Source organism: Methylobacter sp. (genome assembly GCF_023227905.1).
In the GTDB taxonomy this organism is placed as follows: Bacteria; Pseudomonadota; Gammaproteobacteria; order Methylococcales; family Methylomonadaceae; genus Methylobacter_A.
The window spans coordinates 1-20991 of the sequence record NZ_JALOCF010000060.1 but is presented as its reverse complement, the minus strand read 5'-3'; the positions used below and the strand labels follow the sequence as shown (position 1 = coordinate 20991).

Here is a 20991-nt window from a genome sequence, read left to right as displayed (position 1 = left end):
AGCCTTTAGCCTTTAGCCTTTAGCCTTTAGCCTTTAGCCTTTAGCCTTTAGCCTTTAGCCTTTAGCCTTGAACCTTGAACCTTGAACCTTGAACCTTGAACCTTGAACCTTGAACCTTGAACCTTGAACCTTGAACCTTGAACCTTGAACCCCATCTATGCCATTCTTCTTATATAAAGGCCGCAATGACAAAGGCGAGTTGGTAAAAGGCACGCTAGAGAGCCAAGACCGCAACGCAGTGGCAAAACAGCTGCTCAGTCTCGGTATTACGCCGGTCGAAATCGTGCCCGGTTCAGCGCCTTCCGCCAGTAACAATCTGTCCGTTAACCTGTTTGAAGAGCGCATAGAAACGCTTGATATCATGATGTTCAGCCGGCAAATGTACACCTTGCTTAAAGCGGGCATTCCTATCATGAGTGCGCTTAGCGGTCTGTTGTCGTCGACCAAAAACAAGACATTGGTCAAGGTGATAGGCGAGATTCGCTCAAGTCTTGATAGCGGCCGTGAACTATCCGCCGCGCTGAATCTACACCCGAAGGTGTTTAATGGTTTCTATGTCAGCATGATACGCGTCGGCGAAACCACCGGCATGCTGGACAAAGTATTTCTGCGTTTGTTTGAACACATTGAATTTGAAAAGTTTATGCATGAGCAGATCAAAGCGGCGCTACGCTATCCTTCATTTGTCATGCTGGCGATGGTCGTGGCGATTGTCGTCATTAATATCTTTGTTATTCCGGCCTTTGCCAAAGTGTTTCAGAATTTAGGCGCTGAGTTACCCCTAATGACGCGGATTTTATTGAATTTTTCCAATTTTATGGTGAGCTCGTGGCCTTATTTGCTGGCCGGTTTTGCCGGGAGCATATTGCTATTTCGTACCTATACTGCATCGGGTCAGGGCCGGTATCAATGGGACCGTTTCAAATTGAACAGTCCAATTGCCGGGCCAATCGTCCATAAAGCCACCATGGCGCGCTTTGCCAGGAGCTTTGCCCTGTCCAGCAAAAGCGGCGTTCCTATCATGAGTGCCCTCAGTCTGGTGGCGCAAACCGTCGATAACGATTTTATTGCGCACAAAGTTGAACAAATGCGTTTCGGTGTCGAGCGTGGGGAAACCATCCTGCGCACGGCAACGAATACCGGTGTTTTTAACCCCTTGGTATTACAGATGATTGCTGTCGGCGAAGAATCGGGCGCTTTGGATGACTTGATGGAAGAAATTGCCGAAATGTATCAGCGCGATGTCGAATATGAAATCAAAACACTGGGAGCCAAAATCGAGCCGATTATGATCGTATTTCTGGGCGTGCTGGTGCTTATTCTGGCCTTGGGCATTTTTCTGCCGATCTGGGATCTCGGTAAAGTGTCGCTGCATAAAACCTGACCATGATACCGAAAACTATTAGGGTGCAAGCAGGTGCCAGCCGTTTCGATTTTGCAGTTTCCATCAGCCTGATAGCCATGTTGGCGGCCCTGTTACTGGTTAGTCTTAACCGCGCGCAAAGCCAAGCCGAAGCGGTAACGATGGAAGCCGACGTAGCCAACATGCGCTGGGGGCTGCGCGAATTATGGGCGCACCGTAATGCGATCGGGCAATCGCTGGACATTAGCGAGATAGATAGTGCCAATCCATTGCAATTACTGAATGAACGCCCGAAAAATTACAGCGGCGAATATGCGCAAACACCGGCGGGCGCTCAAGCTGTCTGGTATTTTGATAGTAAAGCCAAACGCTTGGTGTACGTTTTTAGCGACGGCCGTCAAGTTCGTTACCGGTTGACCGGCACTGCCAAGCTCAACCGGGCCTCGCTGGGGGCAGTAGGCGGAATAGACCTGGTGATTGATTAGCTTAGCGTAACCGACAGCGCTTGATTGTTGCTGATTTACGCAAGCCCACACGGAAGCTTGATGTCAGCGCCTAGCGCAAGCTCAAACAGTGATAGAATTGGAACCTTAAAATTCTTAGCGACCAGTAGAACTTAAACCGTACAAACACAAGTAGCGAACATGAATAAATCAAAAGGCTTCACCCTGATTGAATTGATCGTCGTCATCGTTATCCTGGCAATTTTGGCGGCCGTGGCATTGCCGCGCTTGACCAATTTGCAGCTCGATGCCCGAATTGCCAAGCTTAATGCGGCGCGCGGCAGCGTTGCGGCAACCTCGGCGATGGTTCACGCCACCTTGTTTGCGCGCAATGGCAGAGCCGATACCGCGCCTTGTCCGGCCGGCGGCGGCACGGCGGATAACTCGACCGGCGCCACAGGCACCTTGTGCAGCGAGGCCGGCATTATTAATCTGGTCAACGGTTACCCCAAAGTGACCGCAATCGGCACATCCGGCGGCATACTCACCGCAGCGGGCCTGACCACGGTATTCAATCCCAGCCAGGTTGAATTGCAGGCCGAAGGTTATGACTACACTGTAACCGGCTCGACAGCAACCTTTCAGGTCCGTGGCGGCAGCTCTGCCATTAATTGCTCATTTACTTACACCGAACCGGTTGCCAATGCCGCGCCGGTTATTAGCATTAGTACCACGACCGGGTGTTAGCAAAGTCGTTGTTTTCCTTTATTTAAGAATATTAATTCTTTATCCGAGCTTGAAAGGTCGGCATGTAATCCAATCAGCAACTCTGGATTAAAAAACACGCTCGGATTGAGAAAATAAGTAATTTAGCTTATCCTTTAATCGAAATCTTTTACGAAATCTTTTAACCCTGTCACAAATTCCGATTATTCTTTTTAGCCCTTTAACTTATAAAACTTTCAAAATGAAACAAATATCTAGCATGAAACAACAATCCGGTTTTACTTTAATTGAGTTAGTCATCGTTATCGTAATTTTGGGTATTCTGGCAGCGACTGCGTTACCGAAATTGCAGGGTCTTGATGAAGAAGCTAAGTTGGCAGTGATAGATGGCGGGATTGCCGCGGTACAGTCAGCCGCCGCAATTAGCTATGCCAAAAATAAAGATACTGTTGGTTTTGCATCCATAACGAGTGGGCTAACATCTGATTCAACCGACAAATTAACCATTACAGGCCCATGCCCGGCTGTCACAGTTACATATACGGGAAGTACTCTTTCCAAGATAACTACTTTAGACACCACTGTTTGTAATGGCGCCTAAGTTCTCTTGAAATCAATTCCAATTTCAAAAAGGGCGCTTGCGCCCTTTTTTTTAATTATTGCGTTGCTATGTTTGTTGCAGGTATCGAGAAACACAGAGTTTTTATCTCTTTGGTGGTTGGGGTTATGTTTGTTTTTGGCATTGGTGAGGTTGCAACAAGAACGGATTTTTACACTATCATGGATTAGTGCTGTACTAGTCGTTTTTTGCCTGTTGCTGCTCACTAATGCGTTGTACCTCAATTCAGCATATCACGCCGAAGGCATCTATTATCCTACAACACTGTTGGTCACTTTCCTTGTTGCTTCGTACTGTCCTAATTGGCTTATACAAACAGGCATTAAGATATTTTGTGCTGTTATTGTCCTGATTGCTGTTTGGGCGCTAGTGCAATGGTTGACTGGCTGGGGTTTTATAGATGAAAAAGGCACACGTTCTTTGGCACTGTTTGCAACGCCTAATACCTTGGCGACGGTGCTTAATCTCGGTTTGGCCCCGGCACTTGCCTATTACCTGTTGGGCTACGGCGGTCGCGGCGTGTACGGGTTTACGTTGTTGCTGTTTGCGGCGCTGCTGGCAACGCAAAGCCGCGGTGGTTACTTGGGATTATTATCCGGTATTTTGTTTTTGGTAACTTTTGTTGGGCAAGCTTCAGTAGTTGCACAGTGGCGGCGTTACCGCACAGTAGCCGTCGGGTTTCTCGCTGTTTTAGGTTTTTTTAAATTTTATACCTGGTTGGGGCTTGCCAGTTGGAGCCTGGATGCAGTTGTTGCTACACTTCTTCATGGAGATTCCTCATACCGTTGGGAAATATACCAACTCGCTTGGTACGGACTGTCCGAGCATTTATGGTTAGGGATCGGTTATTTTAACTTCGGCTATTATTATGACATCCATAAAATGCCGCCATTTCTCGATGATCATACATTTTTCGTTCACAACGACTACCTGCAATTTGTACTGGAAATAGGCTTGCTAGGCTGGGGCATGTTTTTGTTACTGATTGTTGCAGTGTACGGACAGTTGTTTAAATTTCGCTCGCAGGCGCTGCTTGAGCAACGTTTGCCGCTTATTCTGTCCGCGGTAGCCATTACCTCCATGTTGGTTCATGCATTAGTAGACTACCCTTTTTATATTCCAGTTTTATTAGCTATTTTTGGAGCTTATTTAGGTATTATCAATCAGCAACTCATCGACATGGGGGCAACTCAGTGGCAGTTGCCGAAAATGATGGTGCAGCATGTTTTAGGTTTACGTTTCAGGTTTATCGGCAACTCATTGCTGATTGTTTTACTGGCATGGTTGGGACTGCCAGCTTTCGCTTCTGTTTTAGCGGATGTTGGTTTGAATCGATTGTTGCATGGTGACTCACAAAACGGTTTGTATTGGCATCAAAGTGCGCGGATTTTGCAGTCCCGTGAAGCTGGCTACTACTGGCGCGAAGGCGTCATCTGGCGGAATCTGGGCATTATTCAGTCAAGGTCTGACCTGTTGGAGAAAAGTAACGCAGTTTTTAGCAGGGGACTTGAAGTTAATCCGTTTGAAGCTAGTAATCTGCTGGAGAAAATAGCGCTGCATCGCCAGTATGGAACCATGCTTAAACAACCGGCTTCACATCAAGACATTATGACTTGGATCAATTATGCCAAAAGCCTGCAACCTCACTCAGATAGCGTTCAAATGGAATACATACGGTGCCTGGATTTTGTAGGAGAGCGTTCCAAAGCCATTGAGCAAGCCAAGGTGCTGGTACATAGACGGCCGCAATCCAAATCGGCGCAAAGGCTGCTTGAATCGGTGTCGCATGAGTAAGCGGTGCAGCGGCTTTTCGCTGATAGAACTGGTCGTGATCATCGTTATCATTGGCATATTGACGGCCTATGCCTCATCCCGGATTAACTTTGCGAGCCATTCAGCTGCCGGATATGCGGAAATAATTAAATCCTCAATTAGACTGGCGCAGAAATTGGCTGTTGCGCAACGAGGGGAGGTCACAGTGACTTTCGCGGTGAATCCTTGCAATGGTTCTCCGGTAAATGGCGTGCAGGTAGACGGCGAACAATGCGATCCTTTGCCGAATGGCGTCTCCGTAAATGGATTAGGCAGCGTTACATTCGATGGCCTTGGCCGCCCTGATGTGACAGCTGTGACAACCGTTACAGTTTCCGGAGGCGGTGATGCAAGCCGGTTAATTTGCCTTGAGCCTGAAACAGGCTATGTCCATGAAGAAACAGCCTGCTAAAGTGATTGGTTCTATAGTGATAGGCCGTCAAAGAGGCATATCGCTGATAGAGCTGGTCATATTCATAGTCATCGTCGGCATAGCGATGACAGGGATTATTTTTTCCATCAATTTCAACGTGCAGCATTCCGCCGATCCGGTGGTTAAAAAACAGGCACTGGCGATTGCTGAGTCCATGCTGGAAGAAGTCACATTGCAAAATTTCAGCGATCCTGACGGCCTTCCTAATATAGTGGAGGCCAGCCGTGATCTGTACGACGACATCGATGATTATCACAACTACAGCCGCAACGGCATCAGTTCCATCAATGCGCCTTCAACAACAATTACCGGACTTGAGGATTATACCGTCAGCGTCAAAATCGACTCGGCGGCCGATCTTAACGGTATTAACGGAGGAAAAGCCAAGCGCATTACCGTCACTGTTACCGGTCCGTTAAACACAACTGTGCTATTGGAAGGCTATCGTACGGACTACGGAAATGACGATGATTAGAACTGCAAAATACATGGTTGGCTTCACTCTGATCGAAGTCGTCATAGTGATAGTGCTTACTGGAATACTTGGTGTAGTGGCAACCAGCTTTTTTACACCCTTGCAAGGTTATTTTGGTGCGCTCGACCGCGCAGAGCTTTCCGATGTGGCGGATACCGCTTTGCGGCGCATGGGCCGCGAACTGCACGCGGCACTGCCTAACAGCGTACGGGTCAGCGGTAACTATATCGAATTTTTGCCGACCATTACAGGGGGGCGCTACCGTGCGAATTCTGCGGGGGGCACTGCCGGCTGTGGAAGTGCGGGAGATGATCTCTCGTTTTCCGGTAACGACACCTGCTTTGAAGTGATCGGCACATTGTCCACCGCTCCGTCAGTTGGGCAAGAACTCGTTGTCTACAATACCAGTAATACAAGCGCTCTTGGCGTCTATGCAAATGATAATGTGGCGGCGCTGACTTCTGATCTCGCCTGTACCTTATCCGCGACCAAAATATGTTTTAGTGGTGGCATGCAGTTTCCACTTGAGTCGCCCAGCAAACGTTTCCAGATCATTTCGGGACCGGTAACGTTCGCCTGTGTGGGCAACACCTTGTGGCGCTATAGCGGTTACGCAAGGCAAGCCTCGCAGCCAACTAATGTAACCAGCGCCCCTCTCAGCACCGCAACCAGCATTGCCAGATTGGCAACCGGCGTCAAATGCGACACCAGCAATTTTTCCAATATGTCGGGAACCACGCAACGCGCCGGTCTGGCTACAATGAGTCTAACCTTATCCAATAGTCCCGATCCCCTAGACAGCATTACTTTGCTGCATCAGGTTCATGTCCAGAATGTGCCGTAACATGAAACAGCGCGGATTCAGCCTCATCATGGCTATTTTCCTGATCGTGGTATTGGGCGGCATCGCCGTGTTTATTGGCCGGGTGTCCACCATGCAACATCATAGCAGTGCATTGGATGAAGAGGGCGCAATGGCCTATCAGGCGGCGAAGTCAGGGATTGAGTGGGGTGTCTATCAAGCTGTTGAGGGCGCTAGTTACTGCGTACCTTCGCCCGATTCCGCCCAGTTTATCCTTGCATTGCCAGTAACTCTTACAAGCACTGTCAATTACACAGTGACAGTGACGTGTTCCCTGGCGACACCGACTGAGGGCTTAACTAATGTCAATGTGTACCAAATTACCGCCACGGCGAACAACGCCACTGGCGGTAATTTTGCCGTTGAACGCCAATTAACTGCAACCGTATCAAAATGATTTTTAAGTAACCGTGCAGTCGGGCAGGCTATGAATGCGCTACGTGACAACATAAACCGGATGTATTGTTAAGGACTTTAAAATGAACATTTTTGGGTATTCAAGGGTATCTCCCATAAATACGGGTTGTTTCCGTTTTTTGCAGTTGATAATGAGGCCTGATTCCGACTTTGAACCGGGTTTTCCAGCTCGGACTTTTGCAATTACCTGGCTTGCTGTTGTTCTGTTTTCGTCAGTTATTACGGCTCAAGCCGCCACTTTTTCAGAAAATCAATGCGCCGCCGACCGATATGGCTCTGACCTGAGCTGTAACGCCAACGATGTTTCCATTACCGGTATGGCAGTGGTTGGCGATACCACCTCTTGCGTCGGCGGCACCAATGTCACCCTGGATCTCCAGATGACGGTCAACTTTGCGCAACCTGACCGGTACGACATTGGTATTTTTATTTCCAACGACGGAAAAACGCCGCAGACCAAAGCGGCTAATGGCGGAGCGGCCAGTTGCACTGTGTCGGTGCTACCGACGGCTAGCCCGTTTCTGGATCTGGATGGCGGGGCTACCGGCGACATCTGTGGCGACGGTAACGGTACAATCGGGGGAGGCACGGGCAGCGGTGTTCATTATATGCCCAACGTAACCGTACCCTGTCAGTCCCTGAACGGAGCCGGAGGCAATTTGTATATTCCGTTCGTGGTGAGCTGGGATAACAATAAAACGCCACCAGGTGATGTATGCACGTCCAATCTTAATCCTGTGCCCGGTACATCGTCAAAATGTAATTCCCCCACGGTGACACAGGGCTCGGTTGGGGTGGTGGTATTACCGTCCATCACCATGACGGACAATAAAACCACTCTCTCTTCCGGCGACAGCACCAATTACATTGTTACCATTACCAATACCACAGGAGTGTCATTAAGCGGCGTCATCTTTCAGGATCCCGCGGTCACTGGGATAGCGGCTAACAGTTTGTCCTGCGTCGCCGCCGGAGGGGCAACCTGTCCGGTGAGTACCGTGAGTGCTATGCAGGGCGCGGGGATAACAATTCCTACTATGCCGGTGGGAGGCAGCGTGACCTTTACCATCAACGCCACCCTGACCGGTAACCAATCGGATTCCCTGACCAACACCGCATCGGCCTCGGTAGGCAGTCAATCTAATTCGGCAAGCGATACCGATATTATTGTCGGCGCTATTGCCATTTTGCCATCCACTCAGTCGCAAAACGGCGCCAAGGGGACAGCTGTAGTCTACAACTACACTGTCTATAATTATGGAGTAAGCGCCGACATAATCAGCCTGTCCACCTTATCCAACAAGAGCTGGTCAGTGGACTTAAGTTCGTCTTCGGTTAGCGTGCCTGCTGGGGGTTCGGCTGATATTGCTTTAACGGTAAACATTCCGAATGGCGCTTCTGTCGGCACCGTGGATACTACCACCATCACCGCCGTTTCCGGCAACAACCCGAGCAAGACCGCCACAGCCACTGCGGTTACTACGGTAACCACGATCCTGACGCTGACACCCAGCAATACCGGAGCAGGAGGGGCGGGGTCTTCCGTGTATTACAGTCATCGGGTGCAAAGCAATGCTTCTACCAATAAGGATGTGTCTCTGACGCCGTCTTTTACGTCCGGCTCATGTACCGGTTGGACCAGTGCGCTGTTTGAGTCGGACAAGACAACCGCGCTATCGTCTCCCGTTACACTCTCAGCTTACGGCGGCTACAAGGATTTTGTGCTCAAGATCAATATTCCTGCTGGCGCAACGATTAGTTCGACTTGCACGTCGACACTGACTGCGGCTTATACAGCGGGGGCCGCCAATACCGTATCGGTGACCGATATTACCACGGTCAAAAACCTTGTGTTGTATGAAGACCCGGGTTATACCACAGAGCAAGACACCTACCCGGCAGGGAATAATGTTTATGCCAAGACCTACGGTCTCACGAACGGTACGCCGTATTACTACAAATGGTATGACCCTAACGGCATACTGGTGCGAACTTCTCCCGTCACCAGTAATCTGATTACCCTGCCTGATACTTACAGCATTCCCAACGCCGGGCCACTGGGCACTTGGGTGGTCCAAGTGTGGAATAACACCACGAACACACTTTTTGAGCAGACCAATTTCTATGTCGGCCCCGATCACCTGAAAGCAAGCTATACCGGTGCCAATCCGGGCAGCAACAGCAATGTAGTGATTGACCTTGCTCTGCATGACAAGGTTAACCATGTGGTGCCTTTCGATTCGCTGGGCAATCTCATAAAGGGTAATCCGACCGACCCTGAAGGGCCGCTGATGGTCACGGTCACGGTCAGCGGCTCTGCTGAGATAGTTTCTACAACCTTGACCAATGCCACGATTACCGGACAAAGCGTGACCGGAAAACTGGATAGCACCACCGGAACAGCGACGTTGACGATCACCGATAGTGTGCCGGAAACCGTGACGATAACGCCGGTAAGCTACAAATCGGCGCTGTATGGCTCGACCGAGAGGGACGAACCGACTACGGTAACCTTTATTTTTGTGCCTCTTCTTGATCATATTCAAATTGAACATACAGGAACGGGCATAACCTGCATGCCCTCGGATGTGACCATTAAGGCTTGCGCTGATGCGGCGTGTTCCACGCTGGCGACCAGCAGTGCCACGGTTACGCTTTTGCCTGCCTCGGGTTGGGCCGCCAATCCGATTACTTTTACCGGCAGCACCACGGCGAGTCTCTCCATTGCGTCGCCGCAAACAGTAACTCTGGGAACCAGTACGGTTTCACCGGCTCCGTCCGGTACCAGTCCCCGGTGTTTCGCCGGTGGGACGGAAAGTTGCAGTCTGACGTTCGCGGATGCAGGATTTATATTTTCCGGGGCAAGCGGCGGCACTGCTTTGACAATACCTACGCAGGTGGCGGGCGTCGATAGCGGGACCTATTATTTGCGTGCCGTGAAAAAGAACACCTCAACACAGGCGTGCGAAGCGGGATTGGTGGGGGCGAGCTCGGTCAAGTTCGCTCACGAGTGTATCGATCCGCCAACATGCAGTGGCGAAAATTTGATGAGCGTGAATGGAAGTTCTGTGGCGGCTAACGGTAATGGGAGCGTAACCAACTATTCGACTGTCAATATGGTTTTCGATGCTGGCGGCAATGCGCCATTCACCTTCAACTACAGTGATGTTGGGCAGGTTAAGTTATGGGTAAACAAGACGGTGAATTCTGCTACATTAACAGGCTCATCCAATGCTTTTGTGGTTAAGCCGTTTGATTTCACAATAGTGCCCTGTACTGTTGCTATTGTTGGCGATTGCATTACGCCCCCTGATGATCCAGGGCTGCTTGGCGGCGGCGGTGTTTTCGTCAAGGCTGGCGAGATTTTCAAGGCGACGGTGACTGCACGAACGGCCTTAGGTGCAACCACTCCAAGTTTTGGTTTGGGAGCGAACAATGCCACGGAAATGGTGAGTCTGACGCATACGCTTATTGCGCCAGCACCAACGGAAAACGGTGTTTTAGGGAGCTTGAGTGGAACAGGCGCAACAACCCCGCTATATCGCAGCAGTTTCAACAATGGAGTCGCCACGGTAATCGATTTAGCATGGGGCGAGGTGGGCGTGATCACGTTGACGGCCACCAACAGCACTTTCCTTGGAAATGCGCTGGTCACGACCGGATCGAGTGAGAATGCCGGGCGTTTTATTCCTGATCATTTCAATACAGTGGTGGCGCTGGCATCCGGAGTGCCGATGGGTTGCCCTGCCGGATTGGCGTGTCCTGTTTCGTACGACGGTTTCGTCTATTCAGGCCAGCCGTTTACACTGAATGTCTCAGCGATGAATTCAAGCGATGTGCAGACGCAAAATTACCAAGGCGATTTTTCCAAAGCAGTGACGTTGAGTGCAGTCAATGCGGTAGGTGGAGCGGCAATTGTAACTGCTGCGCCGGGCGGTGCATTGACGGCGGCGAGCGCGCCGTCAGACTCATTTGCCAATGGCAGCACCGTGGTTCCAGGCACACCTGCTGCACCGGTCTTTACTTTTGCAACTACGCCAACCGTGCCAACTGACGTTTATGTGCGGGCGTTGGATACGGATGGCGTGACTTCACTGCGCTCAGCCGCAGCCAGCTCGGTTGAAGGCGGTGTCAAGGTGGTGAATGGCCGTGGCATGGTGCCGAGTGCTTACGGTTCGGAATTGCGGCCGTTGCCTATCAATAATGTAGAAGTCCAGTATTACAATGGAACCAGTTGGGTGAACAGTAGTACGGATATTACCTCGCTGGCAGTTGGTGATGTGAATATTTCGAACTGCCTGGGTAATCTCGGTAGTCTTGTTCCACCCTGTATAACCGCTGGTTCAGCGATACTTACCAACGGTGTGGGAATGATCACGCTGAATGCGCCGGGTGCTGGAAATGATGGTAGCGTGGATATCAAGCTCAGCGGGGCAGGTTGGCCGACTTGGCTGCCGAGCACTACAGGTAGGGCTACCTTTGGGATTTATAAAGGCAACAGTAAGTTTATTTATATTCGTGAACAATATTAATGTGAGTTGTGGCACGACAATCGAAGCTGATATTACAAGCCAACTTTTAGTTAATCATCCGTATCCGTCGTCACAGCCAGATTGAGACGTATGGCAACCGCCAACAAGTGTTTATCGCGTGTCCACAACTTGGCATTGGCCAATAATTGGGTTGATGCTAACAAGTGTGCGTCAATTAATCCTATTCCCAAACCAAATAACGATTGTGTTTCAATGAAAAAATTAATCTCATCGGCAAAGGCAACTGGCGCTTGAGGCAGATTATCGATGGCGGACAAAATGATTTGGCGTTGGCGCAAATTACCTAATGCCAATTCACCACGAACGAAAGGATGAGCCAATACACGATTTTGCGTTAGCAAGCTTATTAATTGGGGTTCATTGTTGCGCAGATGGTCAATCCAAACCGAAGTGTCTACCAGAATCATCACGCTTAGAGTGTCGTTTGTCGGCGATGGATAGCTTCCAGTTGCGGTTCGCTACCGCCTAAATTTGCCAGCCTTTTTGCGCTTTCCCTTTCTATTAGGGCCTTTAGCGCTTCTTTTACCAGGCTGGATTTTTCCTGCAAACTGGTTAATGCTTGGGCTTTTGCCAGTAATTCGTCATCTAAAACGATGGTGGTTCTCATGTTTGTCTCCTAAATAGTCATTGAATGATGCGCTTTTTTGTGCATTTAGTAAAACAAGTGTCTATTAAACGCCATTTGATGCACGACTCATCAAATTAGCAACTTCAGCAATCTTGCAGTTTGTTTAGATGTTTTTCGCCTCGCTTGAATTAGCCTGAATAGTCATCAAGTGACGTGTTAAATATTAGCAGGATGAAAATAGGTTTTTAGTTTCAAATATTCAGATTTGCCGCCGCCTAAAAGCTCAATTAAACTGGCCGATATGGAGAATAATTAAACAAATGGGCATGGGCCGATAAACTCGGCACCAAGAACACGCGGCTTTTACGGGATTGTATTTCTCAGTCCAGTGACCGGGTCGCGTATGTATATTTTCATAAGGTGTGCTTTTAAAGCACTGTCCATAAGGAGAATACCCATGGCACAAGAGAAAGATTATTTAAAAGGGCAGTCCGGCAATACCGTTTCTGCCATTGTTAAAGGCATCGACCGCGATGTGGAGCGGGGAGAGGATGCCTTGATGTTGGGGTTTGGTATCGTCATGCTGTCTTCCACTTTTGCACCGGTAGCGCCTCCGAGCGTGCTACTGCCGCTGGTGGCGCTGACTTTCGCGATTTCATCAGGCTTTGCCCGGATGAATTATCACAATATGGAGCGAAAACTGCTGAAATCCATGGCCCAGCTTGAGGCGCATGACAAAGTTATTTTGCATCCGATTGCCGCCGTTTTTGCCGAGTATCCGATGCGCTCTTTGTCGGAGTCGTTTAATCCTTTAAAAAACCTGAAGCGGACCTGGAAGAGCGCGCTGGGCGGAATTTTGATTAATCCGCTTTGGATGCCCATTTTTTATGTGATGGGTATGCAAATCATTGAAGAGAAAAATCTGGGCACTTTGAATCGGGCCATTATCGGCGTTGAGCAAAAAATCTCTTCTTTGTCTTCTCTGGCCTAACTATGGCTGGATAATTGACGGTATCAATTCAATCTGGTGTGCTTCATGTACAAAATGGTCTTCATAACAGGTGGGATGTCCTCGGGTTTAAAAAATTGTTAATGACCCAAACCGCATAATCTCGTAAAATTACCCTAGTTTTGTTTTTTACAACGGGATGAGTCCTTAAGGGGTCATCCCGTTTTGCACATTTGAGGTGACGTGTTTGACTAGGTCTGCTTTATTGGTATTGGAAGATGGAACGGTTTTTAACGGTATAGCCATTGGTGCAGATGGATGTTCCGTGGGCGAGGTGGTTTTTAATACGGCTATGACCGGGTATCAGGAAATTCTCAGTGATCCTTCATATGCCCGGCAAATTGTGACATTAACTTATCCGCACATTGGGAATGTCGGAACGACTAGCGAAGATGATGAGTCAGCCGGCGTTTTTGCCAGCGGTCTGGTCATTCGGGATTTGCCATTGCTGGCAAGTAACTGGCGCAACGAAAAAACGTTGCAGCAATATTTGCTTGATAATAATGTCGTGGCTATTGCCGATATTGATACCCGTAAATTAACCCGGATTTTGCGTGACAAAGGTGCGCAGCGTGGTTGCATCATGGCGGGGGAATCGGTTGATGTGGACGTGGCAAAAAAAGCCATTGAAGGCTTTCCGGGCTTGCAAGGAATGGATCTGGCTAAGGAAGTCACTGTTGCCCAGCCTTATGAGTGGACTGAAAATATCTGGCATTTACGGCATGGGCACAAGCCTGCCGAAAATCTGACCAAGCATGTGGTGGCTTACGACTTTGGCATTAAACGTAATATTCTCAGGCTATTAGCTAATCGCGGTTGCCGTGTTACCGTAGTTCCTGCAACAACGCCGGCTGAAACCGTATTGGCAATGAATCCTGACGGGGTATTTCTGTCTAATGGCCCAGGCGATCCTGAGCCATGTACTTATGCGATTGAGGCAATCAAAACGATACTGGAAAAGAAAATCCCGGTATTCGGCATTTGCTTGGGCCATCAATTGTTGGCTTTAGCCAGCGGCGCAAAAACCGAAAAGATGAAATTCGGCCATCATGGCGCCAACCACCCGGTTCAGGAAATAGCCACAGGCCGGGTCATGATCAGCAGCCAAAATCACGGCTTTGCGGCCAATGAGGCCAGTTTACCCGCTAATTTAGTCGCAACCTATCGCTCATTGTTTGACGGCAGCTTGCAGGGTATCAAGCGGACGGATTGCCCGGCCATGAGCTTTCAGGGTCACCCTGAAGCAAGTCCAGGTCCCCATGATGTGGAATCTTTATTCGATGATTTTATCGAGATGATGGAACAAGCATCGTAGGGCTAAACACTGTGCGGCCCATCATTTTCTGATTGATGGGCTTGCGCCTCAGTTCATCTGACGACCCTTAGGTTGATGCTTATCGGGTTAGCGTAACCTGAAAATCCTATCAGCTACGCTAACCGGTCCTACATAATTAACTGCAACATAAATGGTAACGCATACAAAATGCCAAAAAGAACCGACATAAAATCGATTTTATTACTGGGTGCCGGCCCCATTGTTATTGGTCAAGCTTGTGAGTTTGACTATTCAGGCACGCAAGCCTGTAAAGCGCTTCGGGAAGAAGGTTATCGCGTTATTCTGGTCAATTCCAATCCGGCAACGATTATGACCGACCCGGATATGGCCGATGCCACTTATATCGAGCCTATCGACTGGCAGACCGTAGAAAAGATCATTGCAAAAGAACGCCCCGACGCGATATTGCCGACCATGGGTGGTCAAACTGCGTTGAATTGTGCGTTGGATCTTGATGCTAACGGTGTATTGGAAAAATACGGCGTAGAAATGATCGGCGCTACCAAAGAAGCGATTAATAAAGCTGAAGACCGTGAGCTTTTCAATCAGGCGATGCGGAAAATCGGCTATGAAGTGGCAAAATCAAAAACCGCGCATTCTATGGAAGAAGCGCTGGCGGCCCAGCAGGAAGTGGGTTACCCGACTGTTATTCGGCCTTCATTTACCATGGGCGGCAGCGGCGGCGGGATTGCTTATAACAAGGAAGAGTTTGTTGAAATTTGCGAACGCGGTTTGTATTTGTCGCCAACCAACGAGTTATTGATTGAAGAGTCGGTGCTGGGCTGGAAAGAATATGAAATGGAAGTGGTGCGTGATTCCAAGGACAACTGCATCATTGTCTGCTCTATCGAAAACTTCGACCCAATGGGCGTGCATACCGGCGATTCCATCACTGTCGCCCCTGCACAAACGTTGACTGATAAGGAATACCAGATTCTGCGTAACGTCTCGCTGGCGGTATTGCGCGAAATTGGTGTCGATACCGGCGGATCCAATGTACAGGTCGCTATTAACCCAGTAGACGGACGGATGATCATAATCGAGATGAATCCGCGCGTATCGCGTTCGTCCGCTCTGGCCTCCAAGGCAACCGGTTTCCCGATTGCCAAAGTGGCGGCAAAGCTGGCGGTAGGTTACACGCTGGATGAATTGCAAAACGAGATCACCGGCGGCACAACACCGGCATCGTTTGAACCTACTATTGATTATGTTGTTACCAAGGTTCCGCGCTTTACCTTCGAAAAGTTTCCGCAAGCCGACGACCGCCTGACTACGCAGATGAAGTCTGTGGGTGAGGTTATGGCTATCGGCCGCACTTTTCAGGAATCGCTGCAAAAAGCTTTACGCGGATTGGAAATCGGCATCAGCGGCCTTGATGAAGTTATCGATTTGAACAGGGAAGATGCCCGGGAAAAAATCCAGCGTGAAATGCGCCATCCGGGGCCGGATCGTTTGCTCTATGTCGCAGATGCATTCCGTAGTGGCATGACTTTGGAAGAAGTGCATGAAGCCAGCAAAATCGAGCCATGGTTTTTGGCTCAGGTCGAAGATTTGGTTCTGACTGAAAAAACCTTGTCGACTAAAACCTTATCGACTCTGAAAGAAGGTGAGCTTTATCGATTGAAACGTAAAGGTTTTTCCGATCTTAGATTGGCCAAATTGCTGGACACGTCCGAGTCTGAAGTGCGTAATGTGCGGCACAAACAGAATATTCGTCCGGTCTATAAACGCATAGATTCCTGTGCTGCCGAGTTTTCGTCCGACACGGCTTATCTGTATTCAACCTATGAGGAAGAATGCGAGGCGCGGGTTTCCGATAAAGAAAAAATCATTATCCTCGGCGGCGGGCCTAACCGTATCGGGCAGGGTATTGAGTTCGACTATTGCTGTGTGCACGCCGCGTTGGCACTGCGTGAAGATGGCTATGAAACTATCATGGTCAATTGCAATCCTGAAACGGTTTCTACCGACTTTGATACCTCAGACCGTTTATATTTTGAGTCGTTGACGTTGGAAGATGTGCTGGAAATTGTGCATATTGAAAAACCTAAAGGTGTGATTGTGCAATACGGCGGTCAAACGCCATTGAAGTTGGCGCGTGCATTGGAAGCGGCGGGTGTGCCTATTATCGGTACATCGCCTGACTCGATTGATTTGGCGGAAGACCGCGAGCGTTTCCAGAAACTGCTGGAAAGACTGAATTTAAAGCAGCCCCCGAATGCCACGGCACGCTCTGTCGATCAAGCGATTAATGCGGCAAAAGAACTGGGATATCCCTTGGTTGTTCGTCCTTCCTATGTTTTGGGCGGCCGGGCTATGGAAATCGTCTTCAATGAAGAAGGTTTGCAACGCTATATGAAAGAGGCGGTCAGCGTTTCTAACGATTCGCCGGTGTTGCTGGACCGATTCCTTGACGATGCGGTGGAAATGGACGTTGATGCCATTTACGACGGGGAGCAGGTATTGATCGGCGGTTTGATGGAGCATATCGAACAGGCCGGCGTACATTCAGGGGACTCTGCCTGTTCGTTGCCTCCGTATGAATTGGCGCCGAAAATTCAGGATCAGTTGCGTGAACAAGTGACCAAAATGGCGGAAGCTCTGGGCGTTGTGGGTTTGATGAATACCCAGTTTGCCATTCAGGGTGAGGATGTTTATGTACTTGAAGTCAATCCCAGGGCGTCGCGTACCGCACCTTTTGTATCCAAGGCCACCGGATATCCATTGGCTAAAATTGCAGCGCGCTGCATGGTCGGACAAACTTTGGCGCAGCAAGGTATTACCAAAGAGCGTATTCCGGGTTACTATTCAGTTAAAGAGGCGGTGTTTCCGTTTGTTAAATTTCCGGGCGTCGACCCTTTGTTGGGGCCTGAAATGAAATCAACTGGTGAAGTAATGGGGGTAGGCAAAAGCTTCGGTGAGGCTTTCGCTAAATCTCAGCGCGCTGCCGGTGTCAACCTGAATCACAGCGGCAAAGTGCTGATCAGTATCCGTGATGCAGATAAAGCCAAGTCGCCTGATATTGCCAAAATGCTGGTCGATAAAAAATATGAGATCGTCGCGACTGGCGGCACGGCAAAGTTTCTTAAAGACGCGGGCATTCCTTGCGAAGTCGTTTACAAGGTTAACGAAGGACGACCTAATACGGTTGATATGATTAAAAACGATCAGATTCAGCTAATCATTAATACGACAGAAGGCAAAAAGGCTATTTCCGACTCATTTACGATGCGCCGGGAAGCACTACAGCATCGCGTGACTTATTACACGACAATGGCTGGCGCAAAAGCAGCCTGCTACGCCTTGGGCGAATTGGACGCAGGCGATGTGAATTGCTTGCAAGATCTGCATAAGAGCCTGATTTAATAAAAAACGCTGCTGGGCGCAAATTTACTTGCGCCCAGGCAAGCAATTATTGGAGTATCAAAATGAATAAAGTACCTCTTACCATCAAAGGTGCGGAAAAATTACGCGTGGAATTGGAAGAATTAAAATCAGTTGTGCGTCCACGTATTATTGCATCGATTTCCACGGCTAGAGAACACGGTGATCTGAAAGAAAACGCGGAATACCATGCTGCAAAAGAGCAGCAAAGCTTTACCGAAGGGCGTATTTCTGAAATTGAAGGTAAGCTTTCTAACGCGCAAATTATTGACGTTACCAAAGTGGATGCCAATGGCAAGGTAGTGTTTGGCGCGACAGTGGAGATAGAAGATATTGAATCCGAGAGAAGGGTGACGTATCAGATTGTTGGCGAAGATGAGGCAAATATCAAGGACGGCCGCATTTCAATCGGCTCGCCGATTGCGAGGGCGTTGATCGGTAAAGAGGTTGAAGATGTTGTTACCGTTAAAGCACCTGGCGGCGATATTGACTATGAAATTATTTCGATTGAGTATATTTAATCGAGCCTAAGCAGTAGGGGTAGCTTGATGGCATACCCCTGATTTCAATTATTTGTTAGGGTTTAATCTGTAAATAACTGCAATTTGTCCAATACTCTGGATGAGCTCCGCCCCCGTTTCAGCGCAGATTTTCTCGCTGATCAGCTTACGATCTTCCCTTTCGGCGCGTATTCGCACTTTAATCAGCTCGTGGCTGTCTAGCGCTAATTCAATCTCTGCCAGCACGGCCGCTGTAAGTCCTGATTGACCAATCATAATGACGGGCTTTAAGCTGTGCGCTTGAGCCCGGAGTTTTTTCTTATCTGCAGAGTTCACACTTTAATTCCTAAATCAAAAGCTTAAATTCTACACTAAATTGTAATTATGGGACGAAGTAAAAGTAGCAGTCGTTGGATGCAGGAGCATTTTGCCGACGAATACGTCAAAATGGCGCAAGCTCAGGGCTACCGGTCGCGCGCCGTTTTTAAATTGAAAGAAATCCAGGAAAAGGATCAGCTTATTAAGCCGGGGATGAATATCATCGACTTGGGTGCTGCGCCCGGCGGATGGTCGCAGTTTGCCCGGCCGATTATTGGAAAAAAAAATAAGATCATTGCGCTGGATATTTTACCGATGGACCCGATAGAAGGGGTTGATTTTATACAGGGCGATTTTCGTGAGCAAGCCGTTCTGGATCAATTGTATGCAGTGCTTGACGGTGCCCCGGTAAATATGGTTATGTCGGATATGGCGCCCAATATGAGTGGTAATAAGGGCGTAGATCAGCCTGGTGCCATTTATTTAGGGGAATTAGCTTTAGAGACGGCTAAGACCGTGTTGACAAAAGATGGGGTGTTTCTGGTTAAATTATTTCACGGCGCCGGTTTTGAGGAGTTTTTTAAGGAGGTTCAGCAAGCCTTTGTCAAAGTGGTTATCAGAAAGCCGAAAGCATCAAGACCTCGAAGCAATGAAGTTTATATTTTAGCTAAAGGCTTTAAATAATCTTATGTCGCCCTAACATTAGTGGAACCAGGTGCGACCAAGTATTATGAAACTGTGTTTTTCATGTGTGGATGGTCCGGATAAATAACGACAGTCAGGAAAGTTAACTCCTGATATAATTACTTTGTTTTTAAAATCGAGAGCCTTTCAGGCCCAGGGTGTGTAAATTGAACGATATGATGAAAAATATAATCCTATGGGTCGTCATTGCAGTTGTATTGATGTCCGTCTTTAATAACTTCGGTCCGCAAAATGACAGGTCTGATTCGTCAATGTCGTACTCGCAATTTATCGAGTCGGTAAAAGCAGGCCAGATTCAGCAAGTGATGATTGAAGACAATATCATCAAAGGCAAGATGCAGGGGGGGCAGATATTTAAAACTTACGCACCCTCGGATCCTCATTTAGTAGATGATTTGCTGGCAAATGGCGTCGAAATTAAAGCCGTTCCGCCCGAGCAGCCTTCTATGCTGATGCAGTTGTTGGTTTCTTTTGGGCCGATGTTATTGCTTATTGCGGTATGGGTTTTCTTCATGCGGCAAATGCAGGGCGGCGCCGGCGGCGGTCGCGGAGCAATGAATTTTGGCAAAAGCAAAGCCCGTATGCTTGAAGAAGACCAGATTAAGGTGACTTTTGCTGATGTGGCGGGCTGTGATGAAGCTAAAGAAGAAGTTGTCGAAATGGTCGATTTTCTTAAAGACCCGGCAAAATACCAAAAATTAGGCGGAAAAATTCCTCGTGGCGCATTGATGATCGGTCCTCCGGGAACAGGCAAAACTTTGCTGGCCAGAGCTATTGCCGGTGAGGCTAAAGTGCCGTTCTTTACTATTTCCGGTTCGGATTTTGTTGAAATGTTCGTCGGTGTAGGGGCATCCCGCGTGCGCGACATGTTTGAGCAAGCTAAAAAACATGCGCCTTGCATTATTTTTATAGATGAGATCGATGCGGTCGGTCGTCAGCGTGGCGCCGGTTTAGGTGGCGGCAATGATGAGCGTGAGCAGACTTTAAACCAATTGCTGGTTGAAATGGATGGGTTTGAAGGTAACGAAGGCATTATTGTTATTGCAGCAACAAACCGTCCTGATGTTCTGGACAAGGCTTTATTGCGTCCAGGCCGGTTTGACCGTCAGGTAACGGTTGGACTGCCGGATGTTAAAGGGCGCGAGCAGATTCTTGCCGTGCATGTTAAGAAAGTGCCGGTTGCTGATGATGTTGAGGTTAAGTATATCGCCCAAGGTACGCCGGGTTTTTCCGGAGCGGATTTGGCCAATTTAGTCAATGAGGCTGCTTTATTCGCTGCTAGAATGAATAAACGCGTAGTCAACATGGCGGATCTGGAAAAAGCCAAGGATAAATTGATCATGGGCGTTGAAAGAACCTCTATGGTCATGAATGAGAAAGAAAAGAAAATGACTGCTTATCATGAAGCAGGGCATGCAATTGTCGGTAAGCTGGTCCCTGAACATGATCCTGTCTACAAAGTTAGTAT

Annotated in this window: 19 protein-coding genes; 16 read left to right on the top strand and 3 right to left on the bottom strand. The window is 48.7% G+C overall.

Annotated elements, in window-relative coordinates; translation table 11 throughout:
* Nucleotides 1–157: 157 nt before the first annotated feature.
* The 10 genes from M0R47_RS18535 to M0R47_RS18490 all read left to right on the top strand — a co-directional run bounded on the left by M0R47_RS18535 (nucleotide 158) and on the right by M0R47_RS18490 (nucleotide 11682).
* A complete protein-coding gene (locus M0R47_RS18535) occupies nucleotides 158–1384 on the top strand; it encodes a type II secretion system F family protein (protein WP_292557546.1) in 1227 nt (408 codons plus the stop codon).
* Between the two features lie 2 nt (nucleotides 1385–1386).
* On the top strand, nucleotides 1387–1848 hold the full coding sequence (locus M0R47_RS18530; RefSeq protein ID WP_292557544.1) for a hypothetical protein: 462 nt from the start codon (nucleotides 1387–1389) through the stop codon (nucleotides 1846–1848).
* Nucleotides 1849–2007: 159 nt separating this feature from the next.
* Entirely contained in the window at nucleotides 2008–2553 is a 546-nt protein-coding gene (locus M0R47_RS18525) for a type II secretion system protein (protein WP_292557542.1), read from the top strand.
* Nucleotides 2554–2791: 238 nt separating this feature from the next.
* Nucleotides 2792–3133: a prepilin-type N-terminal cleavage/methylation domain-containing protein gene (locus M0R47_RS18520; RefSeq protein WP_292557540.1), complete on the top strand. Its 342-nt coding sequence runs from the start codon at nucleotides 2792–2794 to the stop codon at nucleotides 3131–3133.
* Nucleotides 3134–3571: 438 nt separating this feature from the next.
* Nucleotides 3572–4945 (top strand): O-antigen ligase family protein, encoded by a 1374-nt coding sequence (locus tag M0R47_RS18515; RefSeq protein ID WP_292557538.1) that lies wholly within the window; start codon nucleotides 3572–3574, stop codon nucleotides 4943–4945.
* Nucleotides 4938–5375 (top strand): prepilin-type N-terminal cleavage/methylation domain-containing protein, encoded by a 438-nt coding sequence (locus tag M0R47_RS18510; protein ID WP_292557536.1) that lies wholly within the window; start codon nucleotides 4938–4940, stop codon nucleotides 5373–5375. Before M0R47_RS18515 ends, M0R47_RS18510 begins: the two co-directional genes overlap by 8 nt.
* On the top strand, nucleotides 5356–5871 hold the full coding sequence (locus M0R47_RS18505) for a hypothetical protein (RefSeq protein ID WP_292557535.1): 516 nt from the start codon (nucleotides 5356–5358) through the stop codon (nucleotides 5869–5871). The genes M0R47_RS18510 and M0R47_RS18505 overlap by 20 nt, the downstream gene beginning before the upstream one ends.
* A complete protein-coding gene (locus M0R47_RS18500; protein ID WP_292557534.1) occupies nucleotides 5864–6715 on the top strand; it encodes a type II secretion system protein in 852 nt (283 codons plus the stop codon). Before M0R47_RS18505 ends, M0R47_RS18500 begins: the two co-directional genes overlap by 8 nt.
* Before the next feature lies 1 nt (nucleotide 6716).
* On the top strand, nucleotides 6717–7130 hold the full coding sequence (locus M0R47_RS18495; protein WP_292557532.1) for a hypothetical protein: 414 nt from the start codon (nucleotides 6717–6719) through the stop codon (nucleotides 7128–7130).
* A gap of 151 nt (nucleotides 7131–7281) precedes the next feature.
* On the top strand, nucleotides 7282–11682 hold the full coding sequence (locus tag M0R47_RS18490; protein ID WP_292557530.1) for a DUF6701 domain-containing protein: 4401 nt from the start codon (nucleotides 7282–7284) through the stop codon (nucleotides 11680–11682).
* 50 nt (nucleotides 11683–11732) lie between these two features.
* Here M0R47_RS18490 and M0R47_RS18485 read toward each other — a convergent pair whose 3' ends face one another.
* The gene (locus tag M0R47_RS18485; protein ID WP_292557549.1) at nucleotides 11733–12110 is read right to left on the bottom strand and encodes a type II toxin-antitoxin system VapC family toxin; all 378 of its coding nucleotides are present in this window, start codon (nucleotides 12108–12110) and stop codon (nucleotides 11733–11735) included.
* 5 nt (nucleotides 12111–12115) lie between these two features.
* The gene (locus M0R47_RS18480; protein WP_292557528.1) at nucleotides 12116–12310 is read right to left on the bottom strand and encodes a type II toxin-antitoxin system VapB family antitoxin; all 195 of its coding nucleotides are present in this window, start codon (nucleotides 12308–12310) and stop codon (nucleotides 12116–12118) included.
* A gap of 418 nt (nucleotides 12311–12728) precedes the next feature.
* On the opposite strand from M0R47_RS18480, the gene M0R47_RS18475 reads away from it, so the two are divergent.
* The 4 genes from M0R47_RS18475 to greA all read left to right on the top strand — a co-directional run bounded on the left by M0R47_RS18475 (nucleotide 12729) and on the right by greA (nucleotide 18521).
* Nucleotides 12729–13262, top strand: coding sequence for a hypothetical protein (locus M0R47_RS18475; RefSeq protein ID WP_292557527.1), 534 nt, complete (start codon nucleotides 12729–12731; stop codon nucleotides 13260–13262).
* Between the two features lie 205 nt (nucleotides 13263–13467).
* Nucleotides 13468–14595, top strand: a complete 1128-nt coding sequence (gene carA, locus M0R47_RS18470) for a glutamine-hydrolyzing carbamoyl-phosphate synthase small subunit (RefSeq protein ID WP_292557525.1) — start codon at nucleotides 13468–13470, stop codon at nucleotides 14593–14595.
* A 168-nt stretch (nucleotides 14596–14763) separates the two neighbouring features.
* Entirely contained in the window at nucleotides 14764–17982 is a 3219-nt protein-coding gene (gene carB / locus M0R47_RS18465; protein WP_292557523.1) for a carbamoyl-phosphate synthase large subunit, read from the top strand.
* A 62-nt stretch (nucleotides 17983–18044) separates the two neighbouring features.
* Nucleotides 18045–18521 carry a transcription elongation factor GreA gene (gene greA / locus M0R47_RS18460; protein ID WP_292557521.1) on the top strand — a complete coding sequence of 159 codons (477 nt, stop codon included), beginning with the start codon at nucleotides 18045–18047 and terminating at the stop codon, nucleotides 18519–18521.
* Between the two features lie 48 nt (nucleotides 18522–18569).
* Here the strand turns inward: greA and yhbY are convergent, their stop codons facing one another.
* Nucleotides 18570–18836, bottom strand: a complete 267-nt coding sequence (yhbY, locus tag M0R47_RS18455) for a ribosome assembly RNA-binding protein YhbY (protein WP_292557519.1) — start codon at nucleotides 18834–18836, stop codon at nucleotides 18570–18572.
* A 48-nt stretch (nucleotides 18837–18884) separates the two neighbouring features.
* Here yhbY and rlmE point away from each other — a divergent pair, with 48 nt between their 5' ends.
* Entirely contained in the window at nucleotides 18885–19502 is a 618-nt protein-coding gene (rlmE, locus tag M0R47_RS18450) for a 23S rRNA (uridine(2552)-2'-O)-methyltransferase RlmE (protein ID WP_366513250.1), read from the top strand.
* Between the two features lie 176 nt (nucleotides 19503–19678).
* A partial coding sequence (gene ftsH, locus M0R47_RS18445; protein ID WP_292557517.1) for an ATP-dependent zinc metalloprotease FtsH occupies nucleotides 19679–20991 on the top strand: 1313 nt, incomplete at its 3' end.

What these genes read in the sequence shown, in the direction of transcription:
- M0R47_RS18535 (WP_292557546.1), top strand. Translation starts at nt 158, where the DNA reads ATGCCATTCTTCTTATATAAAGGCCGCAATGACAAAGGCGAGTTGGTA.
- M0R47_RS18530 (WP_292557544.1), top strand. Translation starts at nt 1,387, where the DNA reads ATGATACCGAAAACTATTAGGGTGCAAGCAGGTGCCAGCCGTTTCGAT.
- M0R47_RS18525 (WP_292557542.1), top strand. Translation starts at nt 2,008, where the DNA reads ATGAATAAATCAAAAGGCTTCACCCTGATTGAATTGATCGTCGTCATC.
- M0R47_RS18520 (WP_292557540.1), top strand. Translation starts at nt 2,792, where the DNA reads ATGAAACAACAATCCGGTTTTACTTTAATTGAGTTAGTCATCGTTATC.
- M0R47_RS18510 (WP_292557536.1), top strand. Translation starts at nt 4,938, where the DNA reads ATGAGTAAGCGGTGCAGCGGCTTTTCGCTGATAGAACTGGTCGTGATC.
- M0R47_RS18505 (WP_292557535.1), top strand. Translation starts at nt 5,356, where the DNA reads ATGAAGAAACAGCCTGCTAAAGTGATTGGTTCTATAGTGATAGGCCGT.
- M0R47_RS18500 (WP_292557534.1), top strand. Translation starts at nt 5,864, where the DNA reads ATGATTAGAACTGCAAAATACATGGTTGGCTTCACTCTGATCGAAGTC.
- M0R47_RS18495 (WP_292557532.1), top strand. Translation starts at nt 6,717, where the DNA reads ATGAAACAGCGCGGATTCAGCCTCATCATGGCTATTTTCCTGATCGTG.
- M0R47_RS18490 (WP_292557530.1), top strand. Translation starts at nt 7,282, where the DNA reads ATGAGGCCTGATTCCGACTTTGAACCGGGTTTTCCAGCTCGGACTTTT.
- M0R47_RS18485 (WP_292557549.1), bottom strand. Translation starts at nt 12,110, where the DNA reads ATGATTCTGGTAGACACTTCGGTTTGGATTGACCATCTGCGCAACAAT.
- M0R47_RS18480 (WP_292557528.1), bottom strand. Translation starts at nt 12,310, where the DNA reads ATGAGAACCACCATCGTTTTAGATGACGAATTACTGGCAAAAGCCCAA.
- M0R47_RS18475 (WP_292557527.1), top strand. Translation starts at nt 12,729, where the DNA reads ATGGCACAAGAGAAAGATTATTTAAAAGGGCAGTCCGGCAATACCGTT.
- carB (WP_292557523.1), top strand. Translation starts at nt 14,764, where the DNA reads ATGCCAAAAAGAACCGACATAAAATCGATTTTATTACTGGGTGCCGGC.
- greA (WP_292557521.1), top strand. Translation starts at nt 18,045, where the DNA reads ATGAATAAAGTACCTCTTACCATCAAAGGTGCGGAAAAATTACGCGTG.
- rlmE (WP_366513250.1), top strand. Translation starts at nt 18,885, where the DNA reads ATGGGACGAAGTAAAAGTAGCAGTCGTTGGATGCAGGAGCATTTTGCC.